The following is a 20,055-nucleotide window of genomic DNA, read 5'->3' as shown; positions in this document are numbered from 1 at the left end:
GGGATAGTTCAGGATGATCGCAAAACGCTTTAATATCAGCGCATGCGTAGCGCGCACAGGACAGCGATACAAGGGGGCGTATAAGACGCGTTTCATGCCGCCATAATCAACGCCACGCGACGACGTAATCGGACCGAAATTCCATATCATAGCCACATATTTGCCGCGTTTCACATTCAGTGGTCTGGTTCTTACGAGTGATTGGCGAGCAGCGAAACCTGTTGCGGACCGTTTTTGGAGACGAGTATGACATCATTGACAAGACGCAGGGCCATTGGGTTGGCCGCTGCGGCTGCCAGTTCCGCGTGTTACAGCCCTTTATACGCGCAATCGACCAACAAGCCAAAAGTTGCATTTACGCTATTGTTCCCGCCCGGGGGCGACTATGGCTGGGACTACGAACATATGCGCGGCATCCAGCAAGCGCGGGATTTTTATGGTGATCGTGTTCAGATCGACACCTTTCATGAAGTCGCCGAATGGGGAAATGGTGACAAGGAAAAGTTCCAGGAACTGGTCGACGATGGATACAATCTGATTTTCACGACCTCTGCCGGTTACATGCGCTCAGCCGTCGAGATCGCACAGCAGAATCCGCAGGTCATGTTTGAATGCTTCGACAGCTACATTCGCTCGGCAAACATCGCGACATTTAACACGCGATGGTACGAAGGCCGCTACGTCGAAGGATTTCTCGCTGGGTCAGTGTCAAAAACCAATCGTGTTGGTTATCTCGGAGCCTATCCAATTCCACAGGTGATCCGTGGCATCAATGCTGCGTATCTGGGTGCAAAATCAGCCAACCCCGACATCGAATTCGAAATTGTCTGGCTGAACACATGGTTTGATCCACAGGCTGAAAGAACCACTGCGCTGGAATTAAACCGGCGGGGCGCCGATGTCCTGATGCAACACACCGTCACCACGGCGGCTGTTGAAGTGGCGCAGGAAAATGGCATCTACAGCTTTGGCCAGGGCTCGGACATGAGCAAATGGGGACCAGACGCCGTGATGACCTCTATGGTCAACAACTGGGGCCCATACTACACACGCAGGATTGGTGAATTCCTCGATGGGAACTGGAAATCAGAGGAAAATTGGCTGGGGCTCGGTCAGGAAATGGTCGCGCTTAGCCCGCTGCTGGAGACATTGCCCAGCCGCACAGTGCTGCAAACTCAGGACTTGATTGCGCGGATCTCATCAGGTGAGCAGCATCCTTTTGTTGGCCCGCTGCGCAAACAAGATGGTTCCGGATGGCTCGCCCCCGGTGAAACAGCAAGCGAAAGCGATCTGCTGACAATGGATTACTATGTAGATGGGATAGCGTCAGTTTATCCGACGGAAAGTTAAGGCAAGATAATGAGTGGGAAATTTGGTAAGAGTGTTACCGCACAACTGATGTTGGCGGCAAGCTTTCTAACGGCGCTTCCAGCGTGGGGCGAAACGACACTGACAGGCATTGACGGCACAGTCGAGATTAGGGGCGAGCTTCTCGATTACGACGAAACGACCTATCGCATCATGACACCGGCGGGTGAATTGGCCGTGCGCCGGGAATTCGTCGTCTGTACGGGTGATGGCTGCCCTGAAACGGCCAGCGCAAATGCAAACGACGATAGGCTGGTCGTTCTGACCTCTGACGATGGTCGGATCAAAATCGAGGGCCAATTGATTGAGGTGACGAACAACGCCTACGTCGTTGAAACGACCAATGGTCTTTTGAACGTGCGGAGCGAGTTCACCACCTGTGAAGGGGCAGCATGCCCAGACACCAGTATCGAAAGCGATAGGTTCGCGGTCTCCGTATCAGGAAGCGATGGCGCGGATCTTCTCGCATCAATCGTTGGTGATTATGCAAGCGCCAAGGATTACAATCTGACTCAGCAGTTGGGTGGTGAAAACACCTTGCAAACACTGCTCGTGGGCAATGAACGCGGGCTGGAAATCGCACGTGTTGTCGTTCAGGAAATGCAAACGCAAGATGCACTGCGTGCTTTGATCAATGGCGAAAGCCAATTTGCTATCACGCGTGAACGGATCACCCCGGCCGCGCTTGCAACGCAGCTGGGCAACAATGTTGCTGACATTTCGGACTATCTCAACGAAGAAATCATTGGGTTGGACGCGGTGAGCTTTGTTGTCGGCGCATCCAGCGGCATTGACGTTATCAGCTTGCGCGATGCGCGCTCTGTGATGAATGGCACAATCACAAATTGGTCACAGCTTGGCGGCGCGAACATGCCAATCACGCTGCATGCGATCGGCAGCAATAGCGGCCTGATGGACCAGCTTCAGTCTTGGGAAATGGTGAGTGGCAGCACGCTTCCGGGTGTGACCATGCATGACACAGCTGAGGCGTTGAATGACGCAGTCAATGCCGATTCAGCCGCTTTTGGCGTGATCTACAAATCGCAGGCCACTGCAGTGAAAACACTGAACCTTGCGTCGGGCTGCAATATCTTCGTCGATAACTCAGAGTTTTCGATCCAGACCGAAGAGCATCCGCTTGCCCTGCGCTGGTATCAGTACAGCCTTAAGGAAGGCACGGTTTCTGAATTCGCGCGCAATCTGAGCCGGTTCATTCCGACTGACTTTGGGCAGCAATCAATCGCTTCCCGTGGCCTTGTCACGCAACAATTGCAGATCCTGCCGATGCATACGCAAGGGGCCCGTTTGCTGTCGACAATTCTGTCGAGCGATACGGATCGTGCATCCAATGTCGTCCTTCGGGACTATTTCCAGGAAGCCTCAAACGCGCGGCGCATCTCGACCTCGCTGCGGTTCCTCAGCGGGAATGCCACGCTGGATACCAAGGCCGAAAGTGACATTGACCGGATTTCTGAAATTGTCCGGTCGAGCGAATACGAAGGTTACGAAGTGCTGGTGTTTGGCTTCAGTGACTCTTTTGGTTCGCTGGAAGCCAATCTGGATCTGTCAGGCCGCCGGGCCGCTTCGGTGCGCGACCTGCTGCTGAACAAAAACCCAGGCTATCTGGAAAGCAGCACAGTGCGCAGCTTCGGCATCGGGCCAATCGCACCTGTCGGCTGTAACGAACTTGCAGAAGGCCGCGAAAAAAATCGCCGCGTGGAAGTCTGGATTCGTCCCCGCGCCTAAGCCTGCATTGAAAACCGATCTGGCGCCCCCGTGGCGCCAGATTTATTTAATCGCATTTGACGAAATACCTGAAATATCTCGCCGTACCCAATGCGTATGCAGTCTTTGATTTCAAGCTGGGTTCGATGAAGTGAATTTTCGCATCGCACGCCACCCCCACCCGACGCACATCAGATCAGTCGCCGTGCCGTAGCAATCGCTGCTTCTGACGACCCCAGTCGCGCTTGGCTTCGGTCTGGCGTTTGTCGTGGTTTTTCTTACCCTTAGCGGTCGCGATCTTGAGCTTCACCAGCCCGCGGTCGTTGAAATACATCACCAGCGGAACAAGGGTCATCCCCTCGCGCTTGGTCGCGTTCCAAAGCCGCGCCACCTCGCGCTTGCTGGCGAGCAGCTTGCGTTTGCGCCGTTCCTCATGGGTGAACATGGCACGCTCATAAGGGGCGATATAGGCGTTGGTCAGCCACAGCTCACCATCATCTACGGACGCATAGCTGTCGGCGATGTTCGACTGTCCGGTGCGCAGCGATTTGACTTCGGATCCCATCAGGATAATGCCGACTTCAATATCGTCCTCGATCGCAAAATCGTAGCGCGCACGCCGGTTTTCGGCGATGACTTTGTAGTTCGTTTTTTCGGGTTTCTTGGCCATGGTGGGTGGGAGATAGGGCATTGGCGGCGGCGGGACAAGGTCCGCCCGCCACGCTGTCAGTCTGCGGACATATCCAGCACCATCTGAAACCCGCCATAGACCATCCGCTTGCTGTCAAACGGCGGCACATTGCCGGTATTCAAGCGTGGGTCTTCAGCCGCCTTAGCGTGTCCGGTATCGCGGGTAGCTTTGTCAGGCCAGGTGACAAAGGCGAACACCACGACCTCATCCGCCTTGACCTTGACGGCCATAGCGAAAGAGGTGACTTCGCCAGCAGGCACATCATCCCCCCAGCTTTCCACAACCCGTGTGGCACCGTATTCAAGGAAAACCTTGCCGGCATCCCGTGCAATGGCAACATATGCATCCTTGTTCGCAGCTGGCACCGCCGCGACATATCCATCGATATAATCCATCGTCCACATCCCCCTGCGGTGATCGCTGCCACGATAAAACCGTTGGCACTGCCACACAACGGTGGTTAGTGTCGCCCGGAACGCAACGGGAACAGAGGGGCCGCGCATGTTCATCCAGCTCACACTGGGCACCGTGTTGATGATGCTGTCGATCCTGATCGCCGGAGCGAGTTTCTGGATGATGGAGGTTTGGCTGATCCGGTTCCGTCCTTGGCTAGCCCGCGCCCCGCATCGGCCCAAGCTGATCCTTGTGCTGTGCATCGCGGCCATCTGGATCATGCTGCAAATGACGGCGGGTGTTTGGATTTGGGCCGGGGCCATGCGGGTGCTGGGCGTGTTCGACGCGATGGAACCTGCGGTTTATTTCTCGCTCGTCGCCTTTACCACCTTGGGGTTCGGGGACGTGCTGCTGCCCACCGAATGGCGCTTGCTGGGCGGAATGGCGGCGGCCAACGGGTTGTTGAATATCGGCCTGGTCACCGCGCTGCTGGTCGAGGCGTTGCGCCACGTGCGCTTACAGCAGCTTGAAGGGCGAAAGGGCGATACATGACGGTCCCGGTACTGAGCAACCGCGCGGCGCGGCATCTGTTTCTGGACCGGCACGGGTTGGCCGACCGCCCTTCTGGCCCCGGCAAGGGCGCGGATTTGAAAGGCGTGATTGATCATCTGGGATTTGTCCAACTGGACAGCGTAAACACCTTTGCCCGCGCCCACGATCTGATCCTGTGGTCGCGCCGTCAGCAATACCGCCCGAAGGCGCTGCAACATCTGCTGCACCGCGACCGGCAGGTGTTCGAACACTGGACCCACGATGCCGCCGTGCTGCCGATTGAAAGCTTCGCCCATTGGCGGTTGCGCTTTGCCCGCGACGCGGTTCGGATGGAGGAACGCTGGAAGGAATGGCGGCGCGGCGATTTCATGGGGAAGATCGACGAGGTGCTGCGCCGGATTTCGGATCACGGGCAATGCACATCAGGTCAGGTGGGCGAAGATGAAGCACGCGGCAAAGGGGGTTGGTGGGATTGGCACCCGTCAAAAACCGCGCTCGAATATCTGTGGCGGTCCGGGCAGGTCTCGGTCGTGCGCCGCGACGGGTTCACCAAGGTTTACGACCTGACCGAACGGGTGATCTCGGCAGAGCATCTGAACCGGCGGCATGATTCGGAAGAGACCGTGGATTGGTGCTGCGCGGGTGCGCTGGACCGGCTGGGCTTTGCCACCAGCGGCGAACTCGCCGCCTTCTGGGATGTGGTCACACCGCAAGAGGCGAAAAACTGGTGCGCGCAGGCCTTGGCAACCGGACGAATCGTTCCGGTCGATGTGCAAATGGTAGATGGGAAGCTGCGTCGTTCCTTTGCATGGCCGGGACTGATGGATATGGCGATCCCCGCGCCTGCCCCTCGGATACGGATACTCTCCCCCTTTGATCCTGCCCTGCGCGACCGGAAACGGGCCGAACGGCTGTTCGGTTTTCACTACCGGATCGAGATTTTCGTGCCCGAGGCAAAGCGGCGCTACGGCTATTACGTGTTCCCGGTGATGGAAGGCGACCGGCTGATCGGACGGGTCGACATGAAGCGGGACAATGGCGTGCTGGCGGTGCGCGCGTTCTGGCCTGAGGTTGGGGTGCGCATGGGCGCAGGCCGCATCAAAGCGCTGCAAGCGGAACTGGAACGGGCCATGGCGTTCGGCGGGTGCGAAGATGTCAGATATGGCGAAGGCTGGTTGCGGGATGGGTGAGATCACCCATCCTACAAGGTCAGTTCAATAACCCTGCATGCACCATCGCCGCCCGGATTTTCTCCTTCGTGCTGTCCATCAACTCTGTCAGGGGCGAGCGGACTTCGGCACTGCAAAGCCCCAGCAGTGACATGCCGTATTTCGCGCCGACGAGACCCGGTTCGGTAAAGACTGCCTCGTGCAGAGGCATCAGCCGGTCGAGCTGGGTCCGCGCGCTGGCATAGTCGCCCGCCAGCGTGGTTTCCTGAAACTCCGCAATCAGTTTCGGCGCGATATTCGCGGTGACCGAAATGCAGCCGACCCCGCCATGGGCGTTGAAGCCCAGCGCGGTGGCATCTTCGCCGGAAAGTTGGATGAAATCCGATCCGCAGGTCAGCCGGGTTTTGGGCACACGGCTTAGATCACCGGTTGCGTCTTTCACGCCCACGATCATCTCATGCTTGGCCAGTTCGCCCATCGTGTCGGGGGTCATGTCGATGACCGACCGGGGCGGGATGTTGTAGATGACGATCGGCAGCCCGCAATTGGCGGCGGCGGTGAAATGGGCGATCAGCCCGCGCTGGGTGGGTTTGTTGTAATAGGGCGTCACCACCAGCGCCGCATCGGCACCGGCGGATTTCGCCGCTTGCACCAGACGGACGGTTTCGGCGGTATTATTGGACCCGGCACCGGCAATGACAGGGATGCGCCCGGCGGCTTCGCTGATGACAATTTCGACCACCATATCGTGTTCTTCATGGGTCAGCGTCGGGCTTTCGCCGGTGGTACCGACCGGGACAAGCCCCTTGCTGCCTTGGTCGATATGCCAATTCACCAGTTTCTTGAGCGTATCCACATCGACTTTGCCGTTCGTAAACGGCGTGACGAGGGCGGGGAGTGATCCCTTGAACATGACACGCTTCCTTCTGGTGCGAGGCGATTGAGTCGCCAGAGTAAAATCGGGCGGACACTAGACGGGAAATCGCCGATTGCCAAGTTTGTGAGTTGCCCTTGTGGTTGGTCAAGTTAGGTTGAAAGGGCAATGACAATTGCGGTGAGCTTAATGCGACTTTCTACTCTCTTTCTTGCGATCCTTCCGGCCCTGCCTGTTGGGGCCCAGCAGGTTGATCCCAAAGCAGTTGCGGCCATTTCTGCAGCGAGCGACGGCTGGGACCGTGCCCATACATTGGCCGAAGACGCCGACCCGGTTGCGACCGATCTACTGACATGGCTGCGCCTGCGCGAAGGCAGCGGCAATTTTTCCGATTACCAGACATTTTTGACGGAAAAACCCGACTGGCCCGCAGCGGAGCGGCTGCGTGCAGCGGGCGAGCGGGCGATCCCCAAAGGCCATGACGCACAAGAGGTGATCGCCTATTTCGTCGATACCCCACCCGATACAGGGCGCGGCGCGGTCCGGCTGGCCGAGGCGCTGATGACCTCTGGCCAGATTAAAGAGGCAGAGGATGTGCTGCGCACGGCCTGGCTCGAACTGCGCCTGAGCGAGCGTGACCAACGGCTGATGCTGGCCGATTTCCCCGATATTTTGCGCCCGTTTCACACGGCCCGCGCCGATAACCTGATCTGGCGGTCACACGTCACCGAAGCGGCCCGCATGTTGCCCCTGCTGGATGCAGATCAGCGGGCCTTGGCAGCGGCGCGGATCGGATATCTGCGGCGCACCCGTAATATGCTGCCGCTTTACAATGCGGTTCCAGAAGCCCTGCGCGAAGACCCCGGCCTGATCCATAGCCGCCAGAACTGGCTGGCGCGTCGCGGCGATTGGGACGAAGCGGCAGAGGTGCTGCTTGAACGCTCTACCAGTCGCGCGGCTTTGGGAGAGCCTGAACCCTGGGCGGGTTGGCGACAGGTGCTTGCCCGCGATGCAATGCAGGAAGGCCGCGCCGATGCAGCCTATCAGCTGGCATCGCGCCATTATCTGACAGGCGGCGCCGATTATGCAGATCTGGAATGGCTGTCGGGTTATCTGGCCCTGACCTATCTGGGTGATCCGTCACAGGCGCTGGACCATTTCGAAAACGCCGCTCGCGTCGTCCGCACGCCGATTTCGAGCGGTCGGATGCATTATTGGGTCGGTCGCGCGCATGAGGCCACGGGCAACCCTGATCAGGCAAATGCCGCCTATGGCGCGGCTGCCGAATACCAGACCAGTTTTTATGGATTACTGGCCGCAGAAAAGCTGGGCCTGCCACTTGATCCTGCCTTTGCCGGCGCACCCGTGGAGTGGCGCGGCGCCCCGATATTCGATCATGATGTTGTCAAATCCGCCTTTATATTGCTGGATGCGGGCCAACGCAGCCATGCGGTCACATTCTTTTCCCGGCTGGGCGAAATTCTGACCCCGGCAGAGCTGGCGCAGATCGGTGCCGCCCTCGATGCGATGGACGAACAATATTATACCTTGCGCATGGGCAAACAGGCGGCATCCAGCAACACGCTCGCGCCGTCGGTCTATTACCCGCTGCATGATTTGGCATTGCTTGAGGTCCCCGTGGATTCTGCACTTGCCCTGTCCATCGCCCGGCGCGAAAGTGAGTTCAATATCGGGATTGGTAGCCCGGCGGGCGCATTGGGCCTGATGCAGCTCATGCCCGGCACCGCGAAAGAGGTCGCAGGGTTTCTGGGCCTGTCATATAGCCGCGCCCGGCTGACCACGGATTGGGCTTATAACGCGCAACTGGGAACGAAATACCTGTCCATACTGGAACAGGAATTCGGCCCCACCCCGGTGTTGATCGCAGCAGGATATAACGCCGGGCCAAGCCGCCCCAATATCTGGATGGATGAACGCGGCGATCCGCGTCTTGGGGAAATGGATGTGGTGGATTGGATCGAACACATCCCGTTCAGTGAGACCCGGAATTATGTGATGCGCGTGGCAGAAAGCATTCCCGTCTATCAGGCGCGCCTGAGCGGTGAAACGGGACCGATCAGGTTCACGGAGATGCTGATAGGGCGCAAGCCCCTGCTACGTCCGCGTGCCCGGCCCCTGCCGCAGGTGGTCGAGGATATCCCGACCCTGCGCCCGCTGTCGCGCCCTGAACCGGGGTAGCGTGGGCTTTACTAGCAGGACAGATCAATCCGTTGATTTGATGACATGCCAGATCGCGTTGATATGCCACGCTGCAACATATGGCTCGCCTCTGATATTGAGCTAACAGCGCGGCAATAAGGAGAGCGTCGCATGTTAGATGATTGGCTGATCCTGACCTCAGCAGCCTGTTTGCTGCTTACTAGTACCCTCCATGCAGTGGGCGGTGAGATTTACCTTTTACGTCCGATGTTCCGACATCGTGGTAATCGCGTGCTTGATAACCAATTGGGACGCCTTGTTCTGCGCTTTGCTTGGCATGTCACGTCGTTAAGCTGGGTGATGCTTGCCGTAATCCTTTACGGCATGGTTTATGCGCCGGGTGTCCTCAATCAGGTTATCCTTTTGAGTGTCGGCATGGGGTTCCTAGTCATTGGGCTGTTTGATCTTGTTGTTAGTAAGGGGCGACATGTCGGCTGGCCCTTGCTGACGCTGACGGGCGTATTTGCGTTGGCGGCGTTGATCTATAATTAGCGCAGGGTAAAATGTCCGCCCTACGCGACCTCTTTTTTCCGTGCGCGCCATAGGGTAAACAGCCCGGCGCCCACGACGATGGCCCCACCCAGCGCCACGTTCCAACGCAGGGTTTCACCAAAGATCAGCAACCCGATGGTGCTGGCAAAGACCAGTTGCAGATAGGCAAAGGGCTGCACCGCGCTGGCCTCTGCCACCTCGTAGGTTTTGATCAGCAGCCAATGCCCGCTGGCCCCGGTGACGCAAAGCGTCGCCATCCAGATCCAATCCGCCCGCCCCATCGGTTCCCAGAACCAAAGCCCGATCCCAGTCATGATCACCGCCCCCACGGTGCCTGTCCAGAAAAACGAGGTCGCCGTGCTGGCCTTGCGCGCGGCGTAGCGGGTCAGCAGCCCATAAAGCGCGAACATAAGTGCGGCGGCGAGCGGGACCACCGCCGCAGGGGCGAAAATGGCAAAGCCCGGTTGCAGAATGACCAGCACGCCGATGAACCCAATCCCGATGGCTGCCCAGCGCCGCCAGCCCACGGCCTCTCCCAAAACCGGGCCAGAGAGCGCGGCAATCAGCAGCGGGTAGCAGGCAAAGATGGCGTGACTTTCCACCAACCCCAGCGCCACAAAAGCGGTGACCATCACGCAGATTTCCAACGCCAATAGCGCGCCGCGAAAGATTTGCAGCACCGGCTGCTGCGTGGCCGCTGCCGCCCGGACGGACCCTGATTGCCGTATGGCGATGGTGATCACAAAGGCGGCAAAGAACCAATAGCGGACCATCACGATCATCAGCACGTTGTATTGTCGGGCTAAATGCTGCGAGATCCCGTCTTGCACCGCAAAGACAAAGGTGGTGGCGATCATCAGCATGATCCCCAGCTTTGTGTTATTCTGCATGGTGTTTCCTTGCGCGGGTCATATGCCGTTTGCGGCCATAGCCGGGGCTGCGCGTAACGTCAAAACCTGCCTCGGTCAGGGCGCGCCGCACATGGCCGGCCGCGCTGTAGGTGGCAGCACTCCCACCGGGTGCGGTATGATCCGCTACGGCTTGCAGCAACGCCGGGTCCCACAGTTCGGGGTTTTTCGCAGGCGAGAATCCATCAAGAAACCATGCATCGGCCTGATGATCCCATCGGGGCAGCGTCTGCCGCGCATCGCCGATGATCACATGCAGCGTGGGACCATCGGGTAGGGCCACAGGTCCGTCGCCGGGCGACCATGCCTCGCGCAACGCATCGGCATAGGGTGCCAGTTCAGGGAAATGCGCCAATGCGTCCCCCATGTCGGCGCTGGCCATGGGGAACGCCTCAAACGATGTGAAATGCAGCGCGCCGGGCCGTCCGGCCTGATCCCAAGCGGCCCATGTCACTAGCAGATTCAACCCGGTGCCGAACCCCAGTTCGCCGATCCGAAAATCACCCCCGAACCGCGCGGGCAGGTCATTGCCGTCCAGAAACACGTGCCGCGTCTCGGCCAGCCCGTTGTCCAGCGAATAATACGGATCGTCAAAAGCCGTGGCGATGGGCACCCCATCCCGCCAGTCGAGTTTTGCCGTCTGGTCTGCCATCGCGTCCTGCCTTAGATACTTGGTCAGTTTTGGGGTGAAGGGCGTGGAATGGCAACGGCTGATATCACGGTGATGGGGGCGGGTATTTTTGGCCTGTCGGTGGGCTATGCCTGCGCCCGGCGCGGCGCGCGGGTTCGTGTGATTGATCCGCATGGTGTGGCCGCCGGGGCCAGCGGCGGGATCGTCGGTGCGCTTGCTCCACATGTGCCGGAAAACTGGAACGACAAGAAGGCATTTCAGTTCGACAGCCTGATCATGGCAGAGCAGTTCTGGGCCGAGGTGTCAGAGCTGACCGGGGCCACGACAGGCTATGCCCGTTCGGGACGCCTGCAGCCTTTGGCCGATGATCGCGCGGTAGAGCTTGCGCGGGCACGGGCCGTGACGGCGGCAGAGCTTTGGCAAAGCAAGGCCCTCTGGCAGGTGATCCCTGCGGGTGATGCAGGGTGGATGCCGCCTTCGCCCACTGGTCTGGTGGTGCATGATACGCTGTCGGCCCTGATCCACCCACGCCGCGCCACCCGTGCGCTGGCTGATGCGATTGTCGCGCTGGGTGGCGAGATCGCAGAGGGTGGCCCACAGGAAGGCCAGATCGTCTGGGCGACCGGCTGGCAAGGTCTGGCAGAGCTCGGTGGGAACGGGGTCAAAGGACAGGCCGCGCTGTTGGAATATGACGCCGCCGGGCAGCCGCAGCTTTTTGCGGATGGTTTGCATATCATTCCGCATGGGGATGGGACGGTGGCCATCGGCTCCACCTCTGAACGGGAATTCGACGACCCAAGCCGCACTGATGCTGCATTGGACGATATTCTGACCCGCGCCATCGCCGCGTTCCCCGTATTACGGGACGCGCCGGTGATCGCCCGCTGGGCCGGTGTCCGCCCCCGCAGTCGCAGCCGTGCGCCCGTGCTCGGCGCGCATCCGACACGACAGGGGGAATTCATCGCCAATGGCGGTTTTAAGATCGGGTTCGGCATGGCGCCCAAGGTGGGCATGGTCATGGCTGATCTGTTACTGGACGAGCGCGATACCATCCCCGACGGGTTCCGCGCCTATAGCGTTTGACGAAATACCTGAGACATGACGTATCAGCTAACGCGTTGAAATCTATGATTTCAGGCAGCGGCAGCTGATTCAGGTGTTTCGCATAACGCTTTAACGGCGAAAACGCGCGCGCGATTTGTGATACAGACGCTTGTTGCGTTCGACGAAATCACCGAACAGCGCTTTGACCAGCGCGCTGCCCCGGCCACTGCCGCGCAGATAGATATACCCGGCACAGGCCCCGATGCCAGAGCCGATGGCGTCAATGATCAGATCCTCCATCGTGTCGTCCAGACCGGATTTCTGCATGTTCAGACCAAAGGTGGAATCCATCGCGAATTCAAAGATTTCCCAGATCGTGCCGACCGTGACCCCCACACAGAAGGCGATAAAGGCCATGGCAACCGGCGGCGCAGCATAGCGGTCACCTGCGAACATCATAAAGATGAACAGAAAGCCGATGGTCCCAAAACCCACGGATGATGCCGCATGTAGGGCGATATCCCACCACCAGAACCGTTCGTAAAAATTAAACGCTTCGCCCATAAAAACACTGGCAAAGATGAACAAAGTCACCGCCACCATAAAAGGCATCGGCAGCGAAATTTGCAGCCGCGAGGCCAGAAAAACCGGCGCTAGCGCAAGGGCCAATGTGGCAAGCGCGACAAAGCCCAGTTCCCAATTTCCCATCACAAGTGCAGCAAGCGCCGCAGCCAACAGCAGCCCCCAGAGAATGACGACAAGCCCGCGCTGGCCAAAAATTTTCGGTGTCGTCATGGTCTTTCCTTTTACCAATCCGTCCCCATTATCATCAGTATGAATACCCATGATAAAGGCGTCCGGATCGCCAGTTACAATATCCGCAAGGCCAAAGGATTGGATCGCAGGCGCGATCCGATGCGTATCCTTACCGTGTTGAACGGTCTTGCGGCCGATGTGGTTGCATTGCAGGAGGCGGATATGCGACTTGGTGCGCGCCCTTCGGCTTTGGCGCGCAGTCTGATCGCTGCGGAAACCGATTTTGAAGTGGTCGCCGTCGCCCGCAATGATGTGAGTATCGGTTGGCACGGGAATGCGGTGCTGGTGCGCAAGGGCATGGGGCACGGCAAGGTCACGCATATCGACCTGCCGGGACTGGAACCGCGCGGTGCGGTTCGTGTCGATCTAGACGGGTTCACACTTGTCGCCACACATTTGGGTCTGATGCGCCGCCACAGGGCGGGGCAATTGCGGGCGATTGCCCGTGCGGTGGCAGGCACTGACCGTGCCGTCGTCGCAGGGGATTTCAACGAATGGTCCCCGCATAAGGGTCTGGAAGTGCTTGAAGATTTCGACATCCACGCCCCCGGCCACAGTTTCCACGCCGCCCGCCCCATCGCCGCATTGGACCGGATCGCGGTGTCACGCGGGCTAACGGTGCATGCCGCCGGGGTCGTGCAGGAAGGGCCTGCCCGCTATGCGTCAGACCACCTGCCGATCTGGGCCGATATTGCGCTGAGATGATGTGATTTCGCTGCCCGGTGGAGCATAACGAATACACCGACTCACACGTCCCGCTGAAGCGAACATAGGCGATCGGAAAAGCGTCGGACTTTTATCGGACTCAGGCCCGTCCCGCTGTCGCCGAAAGCAGCACCGGGTCAATCCCCAGCACCTTGAGCGCGGCAGTCCATTTATGTTCATTCGCGCGGCCAAAAATGATGTCGTCGCGCGGGTCACAGGTCAGCCAGCCGTTTTCCCTGATTTCACGTTCCAGCTGGCCCGGCCCCCAGCCTGCATAGCCCAGCGCCAGCATAGAGCTGTCCGGCCCGCTGCCCTGCGCGATGTCTTCCAGCACATCCAGCGTGGCGGTCATGCAGATATGATCGTCCACATGCAGGCTTCCGGCTTCGGATGTGTAATCATTGCTGTGCAGCACAAACCCCCGCGCGGCATCGACGGGGCCGCCGAAATGCACACGAATGTCGCGCACGCCCGGCTGACGGTTGATCCCTAACTGCTCCATCAGGTCAGAGAAATGCACGTCATGCTGTGGCTTATTGACGATCAGCCCCATGCCGCCTTCGTCAGAATGGGCACACATATAGACCACGCTGCGCGCGAAGCGCGGATCGCCCATATCGGGCATCGCGATCAGTAGCTTACCGGCGAGACTCGATTGTTCTGCTTCCATACCCTTATTATTTGCGCCCAAGGGCAGCGGCGCAAGTGGCAACCGTCACAAAGCTTCGCTCAAACGTGACTTCCCATTTCAGGCCTTATGGATAAGTAAGACGTCATGCGCAAAAACATGCTGACCCTTTTGATGATGACCGCCCTGCCCGGCTTTGCCTTGGCGGATCCTTATAACGGGCTGGCCGAGGCAGAGCTTTTGCCCGGCTGGCGCAACGCGAATGGCGATCACATCGCGGGCCTGCGGATCACATTGCAGCCGGGGTGGAAAACCTATTGGCGCGCGCCGGGCGATACCGGCATCCCGCCGCAGTTTTCATTTGATGGGTCGCATAACATCACCGCTGTCGCGCCGCATTTTCCGATCCCGGATGTGTTTCACCTGAATGGGATGCGCGCCATCGGGTATGCGGATAGTATCGTTTTTCCCCTGACTGTATTCAGCAATGATCCGGACGCGCCGATGCAGATCAGCGGCCAGATCAATATGGGCGTGTGCGAAGAAATCTGCATGCCTGTGACGCTTGATTTCGATGCGCTTCTGCCTGCCGGTGGCGCGCGCGATCCCGCAATCACAGCCGCCCTGATCAACCGCCCCCTGTCGCGTGACGAGGCCCACATCAACGAGGTTGTCTGCACCGTCACCCCGATCAGTGACGGGCTGCGCCTGACGGCCAGCCTTGACGTGCCCCCGATTGGCCCATCCGAGGTTGTGGTGATTGAAGCAGGCGATCCGCATGTCTGGGTGTCAGAGGCGGATGTGACCCGCATCGGCCCGGCGCTGAGCGCGACGGTCGATATGGTGCATAGCAGCGGGCAGGCTTTTGCGCTGGACCGCTCTGCCGTGCGTATCACGCTTTTGGGCCAAGACCGGGCGATAGATATTCAGGGCTGCGCAGCCGGTTAGACCTTGCGCCGCCCCAGACCTGTTGCCAGTGCCGCCCCGATATAGATCAGCAATAGCACCACCATCAGCGCCACCATAAACACGGCCAGCGCCGGACCAAACCCGCCGCCCAGCATCGGCAGAACCGCAGCGGCTGGCGCCCATGCGCTGCCGCTCAGGATCACGGGCAGCACCGTGGCCGCCGCCAATGCCGTCGCAGCCAGCACCCCCAGCCCAGCCGGGGCAATCATCGCCAGATTACGCCCCCGCAATGCCCGTTTTGCCGATTGCATCTGGTTGCGCACATCCTGTTGCATTGCCATCAGCGACGGCACGACAAGCAGCACCAAGAACATCCCCGCCCCAAGACCATAAACCAACGTGATGACCGTGGGCTTTAGGAATTCGGCCTGATTGGACCCTTCGTATAGCAAGGGCGACAGCCCCAGCACCGTGGTCAAGGTGGTCAGCATGACCGGGCGCAACCGGTCTGCCGCCCCGTCGATGATCGCAGGCACGAGCCCCCGGTCGCGGGCGTATTCATCTACCGTTGTCACCAGCACGATACTGTCATTGATGATAATCCCAACCATCCCGATCAACCCGATCACCGTAAACATGCTCAGCGGAATACCCCATTGGTGGTGCCCATAGATCGTGCCCACCAGCCCAAAGGGAATAATCGCCATCACCACCAGCGGGCGCGTCCAGCTACCGAAAATCCAGGCCAAGGTCAGATAGATCCCCATCAGGACCAGGATCAGCCCGGTGCGCGCGTCGTTCAGGAAGTCACGTTCCTGTTCGCTTTGTCCCGAAAGCTGGGTTTCGATCCCATATGTGGTTTCAATCCGGGGCAGAATGTCGTCATCGATGGTCTGCTGAATTTCAGCTGCGCGGGCAGCGTCGTCATCATCCAAGTCCCCTTGTACCGAAATCAACTGCAGACCGTTTTCGCGGATCACCGACGAAAACCCGGTGCGGCTGGTCACCGTCACCACATCTGCCAGCGGGACATAGGCCCCTTCGGTGGTGCGGATCAGTGTCCGGTCAAGAAAATCGGAAGACAGCTCTGCCTCGGGCAGTTCGACCCGGATCGTGGCCGAGCGTGCGCCGTCAGGAAAGCTCGCCGCTTCGATCCCGCCAAGGCGGTTGCGCAGGATCCGGCCCAGCCCGTCGATGTTCAACCCGAGCGCCTGCCCCTGTGGGGTCAGTTCCAAAATCAGTTCTTCCTTGTCATAGGCGAGCGAGTCTTCCAGCCCGGCGATTTCGCCAAAGCGTGAAAGTTCACTTTTCAGCGCCTCTGCCGCCGCTTTCAGCGTGTCGCTATCCGCACCGAACATCTGGATATCAAGGTTATCGCCGCCCGGCCCGGACCCCCAACTGCGGAAGCTAACCGTTTCGGCCATCGGATGCTGACGGATGTTTTCCTGCAAGGCGCTGACAAAGGCCGCGCTGGTATAGGGGCGGCTGTCTGCGTCGATCAGTTCAATCGTGATCGCGCCAAGTTGGTCGGCATCCTTGGATTCAGACCCGGCCAGCGCGCGCCCTGAATTGCCGCCAATTTCGGCTACCGCGTATTTCAGCGGGTTCGCCCCGTGCTCTTGTTCATATTCTGCGCCCAATGCCTCGGCGGCGCGCTGCATTTCGCGCATCATTTCCAGCGTGTCTTCGCGGGTCGCGCCGGGCAGCATCGCAAAGTTTCCGGTCACCTGTGATTGCTCGGGCGCGTTAAAGAACCGCCAATTGACATCGCCTTTGATGAACAAGGCCATTTGGCTGGCCAGCGCCACAAGGGCGAGCGCGAATACCGGGTAGCGTGCCCAGATCACAAACCCCATGAACGGCCGGAACAGTTGATCTCGCACCCAGTCGAACCCTTGGTTTACCTTGCGCGAAGGCCAGTCGTACCAGTGATCTTTAGCGGAATGCGCCATCGAATGCGCCAGGTGGTTGGGCAGGATGATGAAACATTCCAACAGGCTGGCTGCCAGCACCACGATCACCGTGAACGGAATGTCAGAGATCAGATTGCCAAAGCGCCCGCCGATGATCGTCAATCCAAAAAACGCAATAATCGTGGTGATTGTGGCCGAAAACACCGGGCTGAACATCCGCCGTGCTGCGTTTTCCGCGGCCACGGTGGGGTGTTCCCCCAATTGGCGCACCCGGAAATCCGCATGTTCGCCCACAACAATGGCATCATCCACCACGATCCCCAGCGTGATGATCAGCGCAAAAAGCGAGATCATGTTGATCGTGATCCCCACCGCATACATCAGTGCAATCGCCGCGAACATGGCCACGGGAATACCTGCAGCCACCCAGAATGCCGTGCGCGCGTTCAGGAATAAAAACAGCAACCCCACCACCAGCATCAGCCCGGTCAGACCATTGCTCAGCAGGATATCCAATCGACCGGTGATCTGTTCGGCCCGCGCATTGACCAGCGCGATGGACACGCCTGATGGCAGCGATGTGGTCAATTGTTCACTGACCCGTTCAACGGTTTCCTGCATCCCAATCGCGTCGCCCTGGGCAGAGCGGTTGACCCGCAGCTTGATCGCCGGGTTTTCGCCCACGTAATAGGCGCGTTCGCGGTCCGTGCCTTCGACGTTGATCGTGGCCACATCGGCAATCGTCAGGCTGGACCCGTCCGCATTGGACCGCAGCGCAATCGCACCGATTTCATCGGCGCTGCGCTTGGCTACGCCAGTCCGCACCCGTGCGTTGGAGGACACGTCACCGGCGGGGGCGGCTTCGGCCTCTTCCCCGATCCGCTGGGCGATGTCGGCCATGCCGATATCATGTTCAACCAGTGAAAGTGACGGCACCTCGACGATAATCGACGGGGCGGCGACACCTTGGATGATCACCTGCGTGACCCCTTCGGCAAAAAGCCGGGTGGACAGTTCATCGGCAAAGCGGCCCAATTGGTCAACGCCCACAGGTCCAGTAATGACCACATCCGTGACCCGATCAGACCAGCCGCCGCGCCGCACACTGGGTTCATCCGCATCGTCTGGCAGGTTGGACGCGCTATCGACGGCCAGTTGCACATCCTCTGCCGCGCGGTCGATATCGTAGCCGGGTTCGAATTCCAGCCGGATACGCGCGCTGCCTTCGGTCGAACGCGACGAGGATTCCGTGACGCCTTCGACCGCCAGCAGCGTGGGTTCAAGCACCTGCACGATGGCAGCGTCTACATCTTCTGCCCCGGCACCGTCCCAACGCACCGACACGTCGATGTCATCAACCACCACATCGGGAAAGAACTGCGCCCGCATATTCGGAAAGGCGAGCATCCCCGCCGTCAGCATCAGCACCAAAAGCAGGTTGGACGCGGTTTTATGCCGGGTAAAATAGGACAGGATGCCCCCGGCCCGATTGCTTAAAATATCTGCCCCGTTGTCCATTAGCTGCCCATCCTGCTTTCAAGGCGGGCAATGGTCCCGGACGGAACCTGATCCTGTTCCAGCTGACCTATGATCCGCGCCTTGACGTCATCCGGCATCCGGCTGTCTGTGACAAAGGCCATCAGCTTGGCCCGGCGTTCAGGGTCCAGCGTCACCAATTCTTCGGCGTCGGGTTCTGCGGGCCTGCCGGGGTAGATCGGCTGCACCTTGATCCCGGCCCCCAGCAGCGGCGAGCGTTCGGCCACAATCGTGGCCCCGCCCAGATCGCCAACGCTGACGATCACATTGTCACCCTGCCGGCGCAGCAGGCTGACCTGCGCGCTTTCAAGGCGATCCTCTGCATTGACAGTCAGCACGGTTTCATCAGCGGCCACCGCTGTGGCGGGCACCAAGGCTACGTTGTCCAGCGCGGGTTCGTCGATGCTGACCGTCACAAAATCACCAGGGCGAAAGCCCGGCGCGGCATCCAGCGCCGCAAAAAGCAAGCGCCCGGTCTGCCCGGTGCCCACGCTTGCGCCTTCACGGGTGATCTGGCCAGTGGCGGACAGGTTCACGCCAGAGACATCAAGCACCACCCGCACCGGCGCGCTGATCAATGTGCCGGTCCCATCAAGCAGCCGCGCATATTGCGAGGTGGACACACGAAACGCGACTTCAAGCCGTGTTGGATCGACAAGCTGCGCAAACAGCTCATTCGCGGTGACCCGCCCGCCGGGGCTGATCGTGACATTGGCAAGGCTGCCATCGAAGGCGGCAAAAACTTCGGTATCGGCCACGTCGCGTTCCGCTTCGGAGACACTGATGCGGGTGCGTGACAGCATTGTGGTGGCCTGATCAATGCGCGCCGCAGCAGAGGCCACGGATTGCCTGCGCGTCAGCACAGACGCCTGCGCGCTGGACACGGCCAATTCCGCAGTTTCCACGGCGGCGGCTGTGCCGACCCCCCGTTCCTGAAGATCACGGGCGCGGGTCAGCGCCTGTTCACGCAGCGTGGTCTGGGCGCGGGCGGCGGTCAGCTCATCCTCGGCCAGTATAAGGGCGCGTTCGGCATCGCGCAGCTCTGCCTCTGCGTCTTGCTGATCGGCGCGGGCGCGGTCCAGCGTTGCCTGTGCTTCGACCGGGTCAATCTGCAACAAGAGATCACCCGTCTTGACGGTGCCCCCTTCGACCAGCGCATCGCTGGCTTCCAGCACGGTGCCACCGGTCGCGCTGCGCAGGTCCAGCGTCCGCTGGCTACGCAATTCACCAAAGACGGTCAGTTCCGGCACGATAGTCTGCGGGTCTAGCGTGACAACATTCGCCGCAAAGACACGTTCGCGTTGTGGATAGCTGCGCGGTTCTTCGTTCATCTTTGCAACAACGGCCTCGCGCACCATATTGCCTGCCCAGATGACCAACACCAAGGTCACGGCCAAAAGGAAAATGCCCATTAGGCTACGACGTAGAAAGCGCATGTATTCGTCCTTGTGTGTCGCGTTCGTATAAAACCTGCATACAGG

The 20,055-nt window shown here is 59.6% G+C and carries 18 protein-coding genes; 9 read left to right on the top strand and 9 right to left on the bottom strand.

The window, feature by feature from the left end; all coding sequences use genetic code 11:
* The first annotated feature begins 246 nt into the window (after window positions 1-246).
* Window positions 247-1,350: a BMP family ABC transporter substrate-binding protein gene (locus ACJ5NV_RS02545; RefSeq protein ID WP_411642048.1), complete on the top strand. Its 1,104-nt coding sequence runs from the start codon at window positions 247-249 to the stop codon at window positions 1,348-1,350.
* A gap of 9 nt (window positions 1,351-1,359) precedes the next feature.
* Window positions 1,360-3,114, top strand: coding sequence for an OmpA family protein (locus ACJ5NV_RS02540; RefSeq protein WP_411642047.1), 1,755 nt, complete (start codon window positions 1,360-1,362; stop codon window positions 3,112-3,114).
* A 175-nt stretch (window positions 3,115-3,289) separates the two neighbouring features.
* Here ACJ5NV_RS02540 and smpB read toward each other — a convergent pair whose 3' ends face one another.
* Together smpB and ACJ5NV_RS02530 are read right to left on the bottom strand one after the other, a co-directional pair.
* Window positions 3,290-3,763, bottom strand: a complete 474-nt coding sequence (gene smpB, locus ACJ5NV_RS02535; RefSeq protein ID WP_411642274.1) for an SsrA-binding protein SmpB — start codon at window positions 3,761-3,763, stop codon at window positions 3,290-3,292.
* Between the two features lie 56 nt (window positions 3,764-3,819).
* The gene (locus ACJ5NV_RS02530) at window positions 3,820-4,179 is read right to left on the bottom strand and encodes a DUF1428 domain-containing protein (RefSeq protein WP_411642046.1); all 360 of its coding nucleotides are present in this window, start codon (window positions 4,177-4,179) and stop codon (window positions 3,820-3,822) included.
* Window positions 4,180-4,285: 106 nt separating this feature from the next.
* Here ACJ5NV_RS02530 and ACJ5NV_RS02525 point away from each other — a divergent pair, with 106 nt between their 5' ends.
* Together ACJ5NV_RS02525 and ACJ5NV_RS02520 are read left to right on the top strand one after the other, a co-directional pair.
* A complete protein-coding gene (locus ACJ5NV_RS02525; protein ID WP_411642045.1) occupies window positions 4,286-4,729 on the top strand; it encodes an ion channel in 444 nt (147 codons plus the stop codon).
* Window positions 4,726-5,919, top strand: a complete 1,194-nt coding sequence (locus tag ACJ5NV_RS02520; protein ID WP_411642044.1) for a winged helix-turn-helix domain-containing protein — start codon at window positions 4,726-4,728, stop codon at window positions 5,917-5,919. Before ACJ5NV_RS02525 ends, ACJ5NV_RS02520 begins: the two co-directional genes overlap by 4 nt.
* A 19-nt stretch (window positions 5,920-5,938) precedes the next feature.
* On the opposite strand, the gene dapA is transcribed toward ACJ5NV_RS02520, so the two are convergent.
* Entirely contained in the window at window positions 5,939-6,811 is an 873-nt protein-coding gene (gene dapA / locus ACJ5NV_RS02515; protein ID WP_411642043.1) for a 4-hydroxy-tetrahydrodipicolinate synthase, read from the bottom strand.
* A gap of 150 nt (window positions 6,812-6,961) precedes the next feature.
* On the opposite strand from dapA, the gene ACJ5NV_RS02510 reads away from it, so the two are divergent.
* Complete coding sequence (locus ACJ5NV_RS02510) at window positions 6,962-8,971, top strand: lytic transglycosylase domain-containing protein (protein ID WP_411642042.1); 2,010 nt, start codon at window positions 6,962-6,964, stop codon at window positions 8,969-8,971.
* 132 nt (window positions 8,972-9,103) lie between these two features.
* Window positions 9,104-9,484, top strand: coding sequence for a hypothetical protein (locus ACJ5NV_RS02505; protein WP_411642041.1), 381 nt, complete (start codon window positions 9,104-9,106; stop codon window positions 9,482-9,484).
* A 20-nt stretch (window positions 9,485-9,504) separates the two neighbouring features.
* On the opposite strand, the gene ACJ5NV_RS02500 is transcribed toward ACJ5NV_RS02505, so the two are convergent.
* Both ACJ5NV_RS02500 and mnmD read right to left on the bottom strand, forming a co-directional pair.
* On the bottom strand, window positions 9,505-10,374 hold the full coding sequence (locus tag ACJ5NV_RS02500; protein ID WP_411642040.1) for a DMT family transporter: 870 nt from the start codon (window positions 10,372-10,374) through the stop codon (window positions 9,505-9,507).
* On the bottom strand, window positions 10,364-11,044 hold the full coding sequence (gene mnmD, locus ACJ5NV_RS02495) for a tRNA (5-methylaminomethyl-2-thiouridine)(34)-methyltransferase MnmD (protein WP_411642039.1): 681 nt from the start codon (window positions 11,042-11,044) through the stop codon (window positions 10,364-10,366). The genes ACJ5NV_RS02500 and mnmD overlap by 11 nt, the downstream gene beginning before the upstream one ends.
* Before the next feature lie 48 nt (window positions 11,045-11,092).
* Between mnmD and ACJ5NV_RS02490 the strand changes: the two genes are divergently transcribed.
* Window positions 11,093-12,106, top strand: coding sequence for an NAD(P)/FAD-dependent oxidoreductase (locus ACJ5NV_RS02490; protein WP_411642038.1), 1,014 nt, complete (start codon window positions 11,093-11,095; stop codon window positions 12,104-12,106).
* Between the two features lie 90 nt (window positions 12,107-12,196).
* Here ACJ5NV_RS02490 and ACJ5NV_RS02485 read toward each other — a convergent pair whose 3' ends face one another.
* Entirely contained in the window at window positions 12,197-12,862 is a 666-nt protein-coding gene (locus ACJ5NV_RS02485) for a hypothetical protein (RefSeq protein WP_411642037.1), read from the bottom strand.
* A 39-nt stretch (window positions 12,863-12,901) separates the two neighbouring features.
* Between ACJ5NV_RS02485 and ACJ5NV_RS02480 the strand changes: the two genes are divergently transcribed.
* The gene (locus ACJ5NV_RS02480) at window positions 12,902-13,588 is read left to right on the top strand and encodes an endonuclease/exonuclease/phosphatase family protein (RefSeq protein ID WP_411642036.1); all 687 of its coding nucleotides are present in this window, start codon (window positions 12,902-12,904) and stop codon (window positions 13,586-13,588) included.
* A gap of 100 nt (window positions 13,589-13,688) precedes the next feature.
* Here ACJ5NV_RS02480 and ACJ5NV_RS02475 read toward each other — a convergent pair whose 3' ends face one another.
* Window positions 13,689-14,258, bottom strand: coding sequence for a YqgE/AlgH family protein (locus ACJ5NV_RS02475; RefSeq protein WP_411642035.1), 570 nt, complete (start codon window positions 14,256-14,258; stop codon window positions 13,689-13,691).
* A 105-nt stretch (window positions 14,259-14,363) separates the two neighbouring features.
* On the opposite strand from ACJ5NV_RS02475, the gene ACJ5NV_RS02470 reads away from it, so the two are divergent.
* Entirely contained in the window at window positions 14,364-15,164 is an 801-nt protein-coding gene (locus ACJ5NV_RS02470) for a protein-disulfide reductase DsbD domain-containing protein (protein ID WP_411642034.1), read from the top strand.
* On the opposite strand, the gene ACJ5NV_RS02465 is transcribed toward ACJ5NV_RS02470, so the two are convergent.
* A complete protein-coding gene (locus ACJ5NV_RS02465) occupies window positions 15,161-18,556 on the bottom strand; it encodes an efflux RND transporter permease subunit (protein ID WP_411642033.1) in 3,396 nt (1,131 codons plus the stop codon). The genes ACJ5NV_RS02470 and ACJ5NV_RS02465 overlap by 4 nt on opposite strands.
* Window positions 18,556-20,010 (bottom strand): efflux RND transporter periplasmic adaptor subunit, encoded by a 1,455-nt coding sequence (locus ACJ5NV_RS02460; RefSeq protein WP_411642032.1) that lies wholly within the window; start codon window positions 20,008-20,010, stop codon window positions 18,556-18,558. Before ACJ5NV_RS02460 ends, ACJ5NV_RS02465 begins: the two co-directional genes overlap by 1 nt.
* Window positions 20,011-20,055: the final 45 nt, after the last annotated feature.

Source organism: Loktanella agnita (genome assembly GCF_046640325.1).
Taxonomy (GTDB): domain Bacteria; phylum Pseudomonadota; class Alphaproteobacteria; order Rhodobacterales; family Rhodobacteraceae; genus Yoonia; species Yoonia agnita.
Note: the sequence above shows the minus strand (reverse complement) of the source record. Positions and strands in the feature narration are given on the sequence as shown.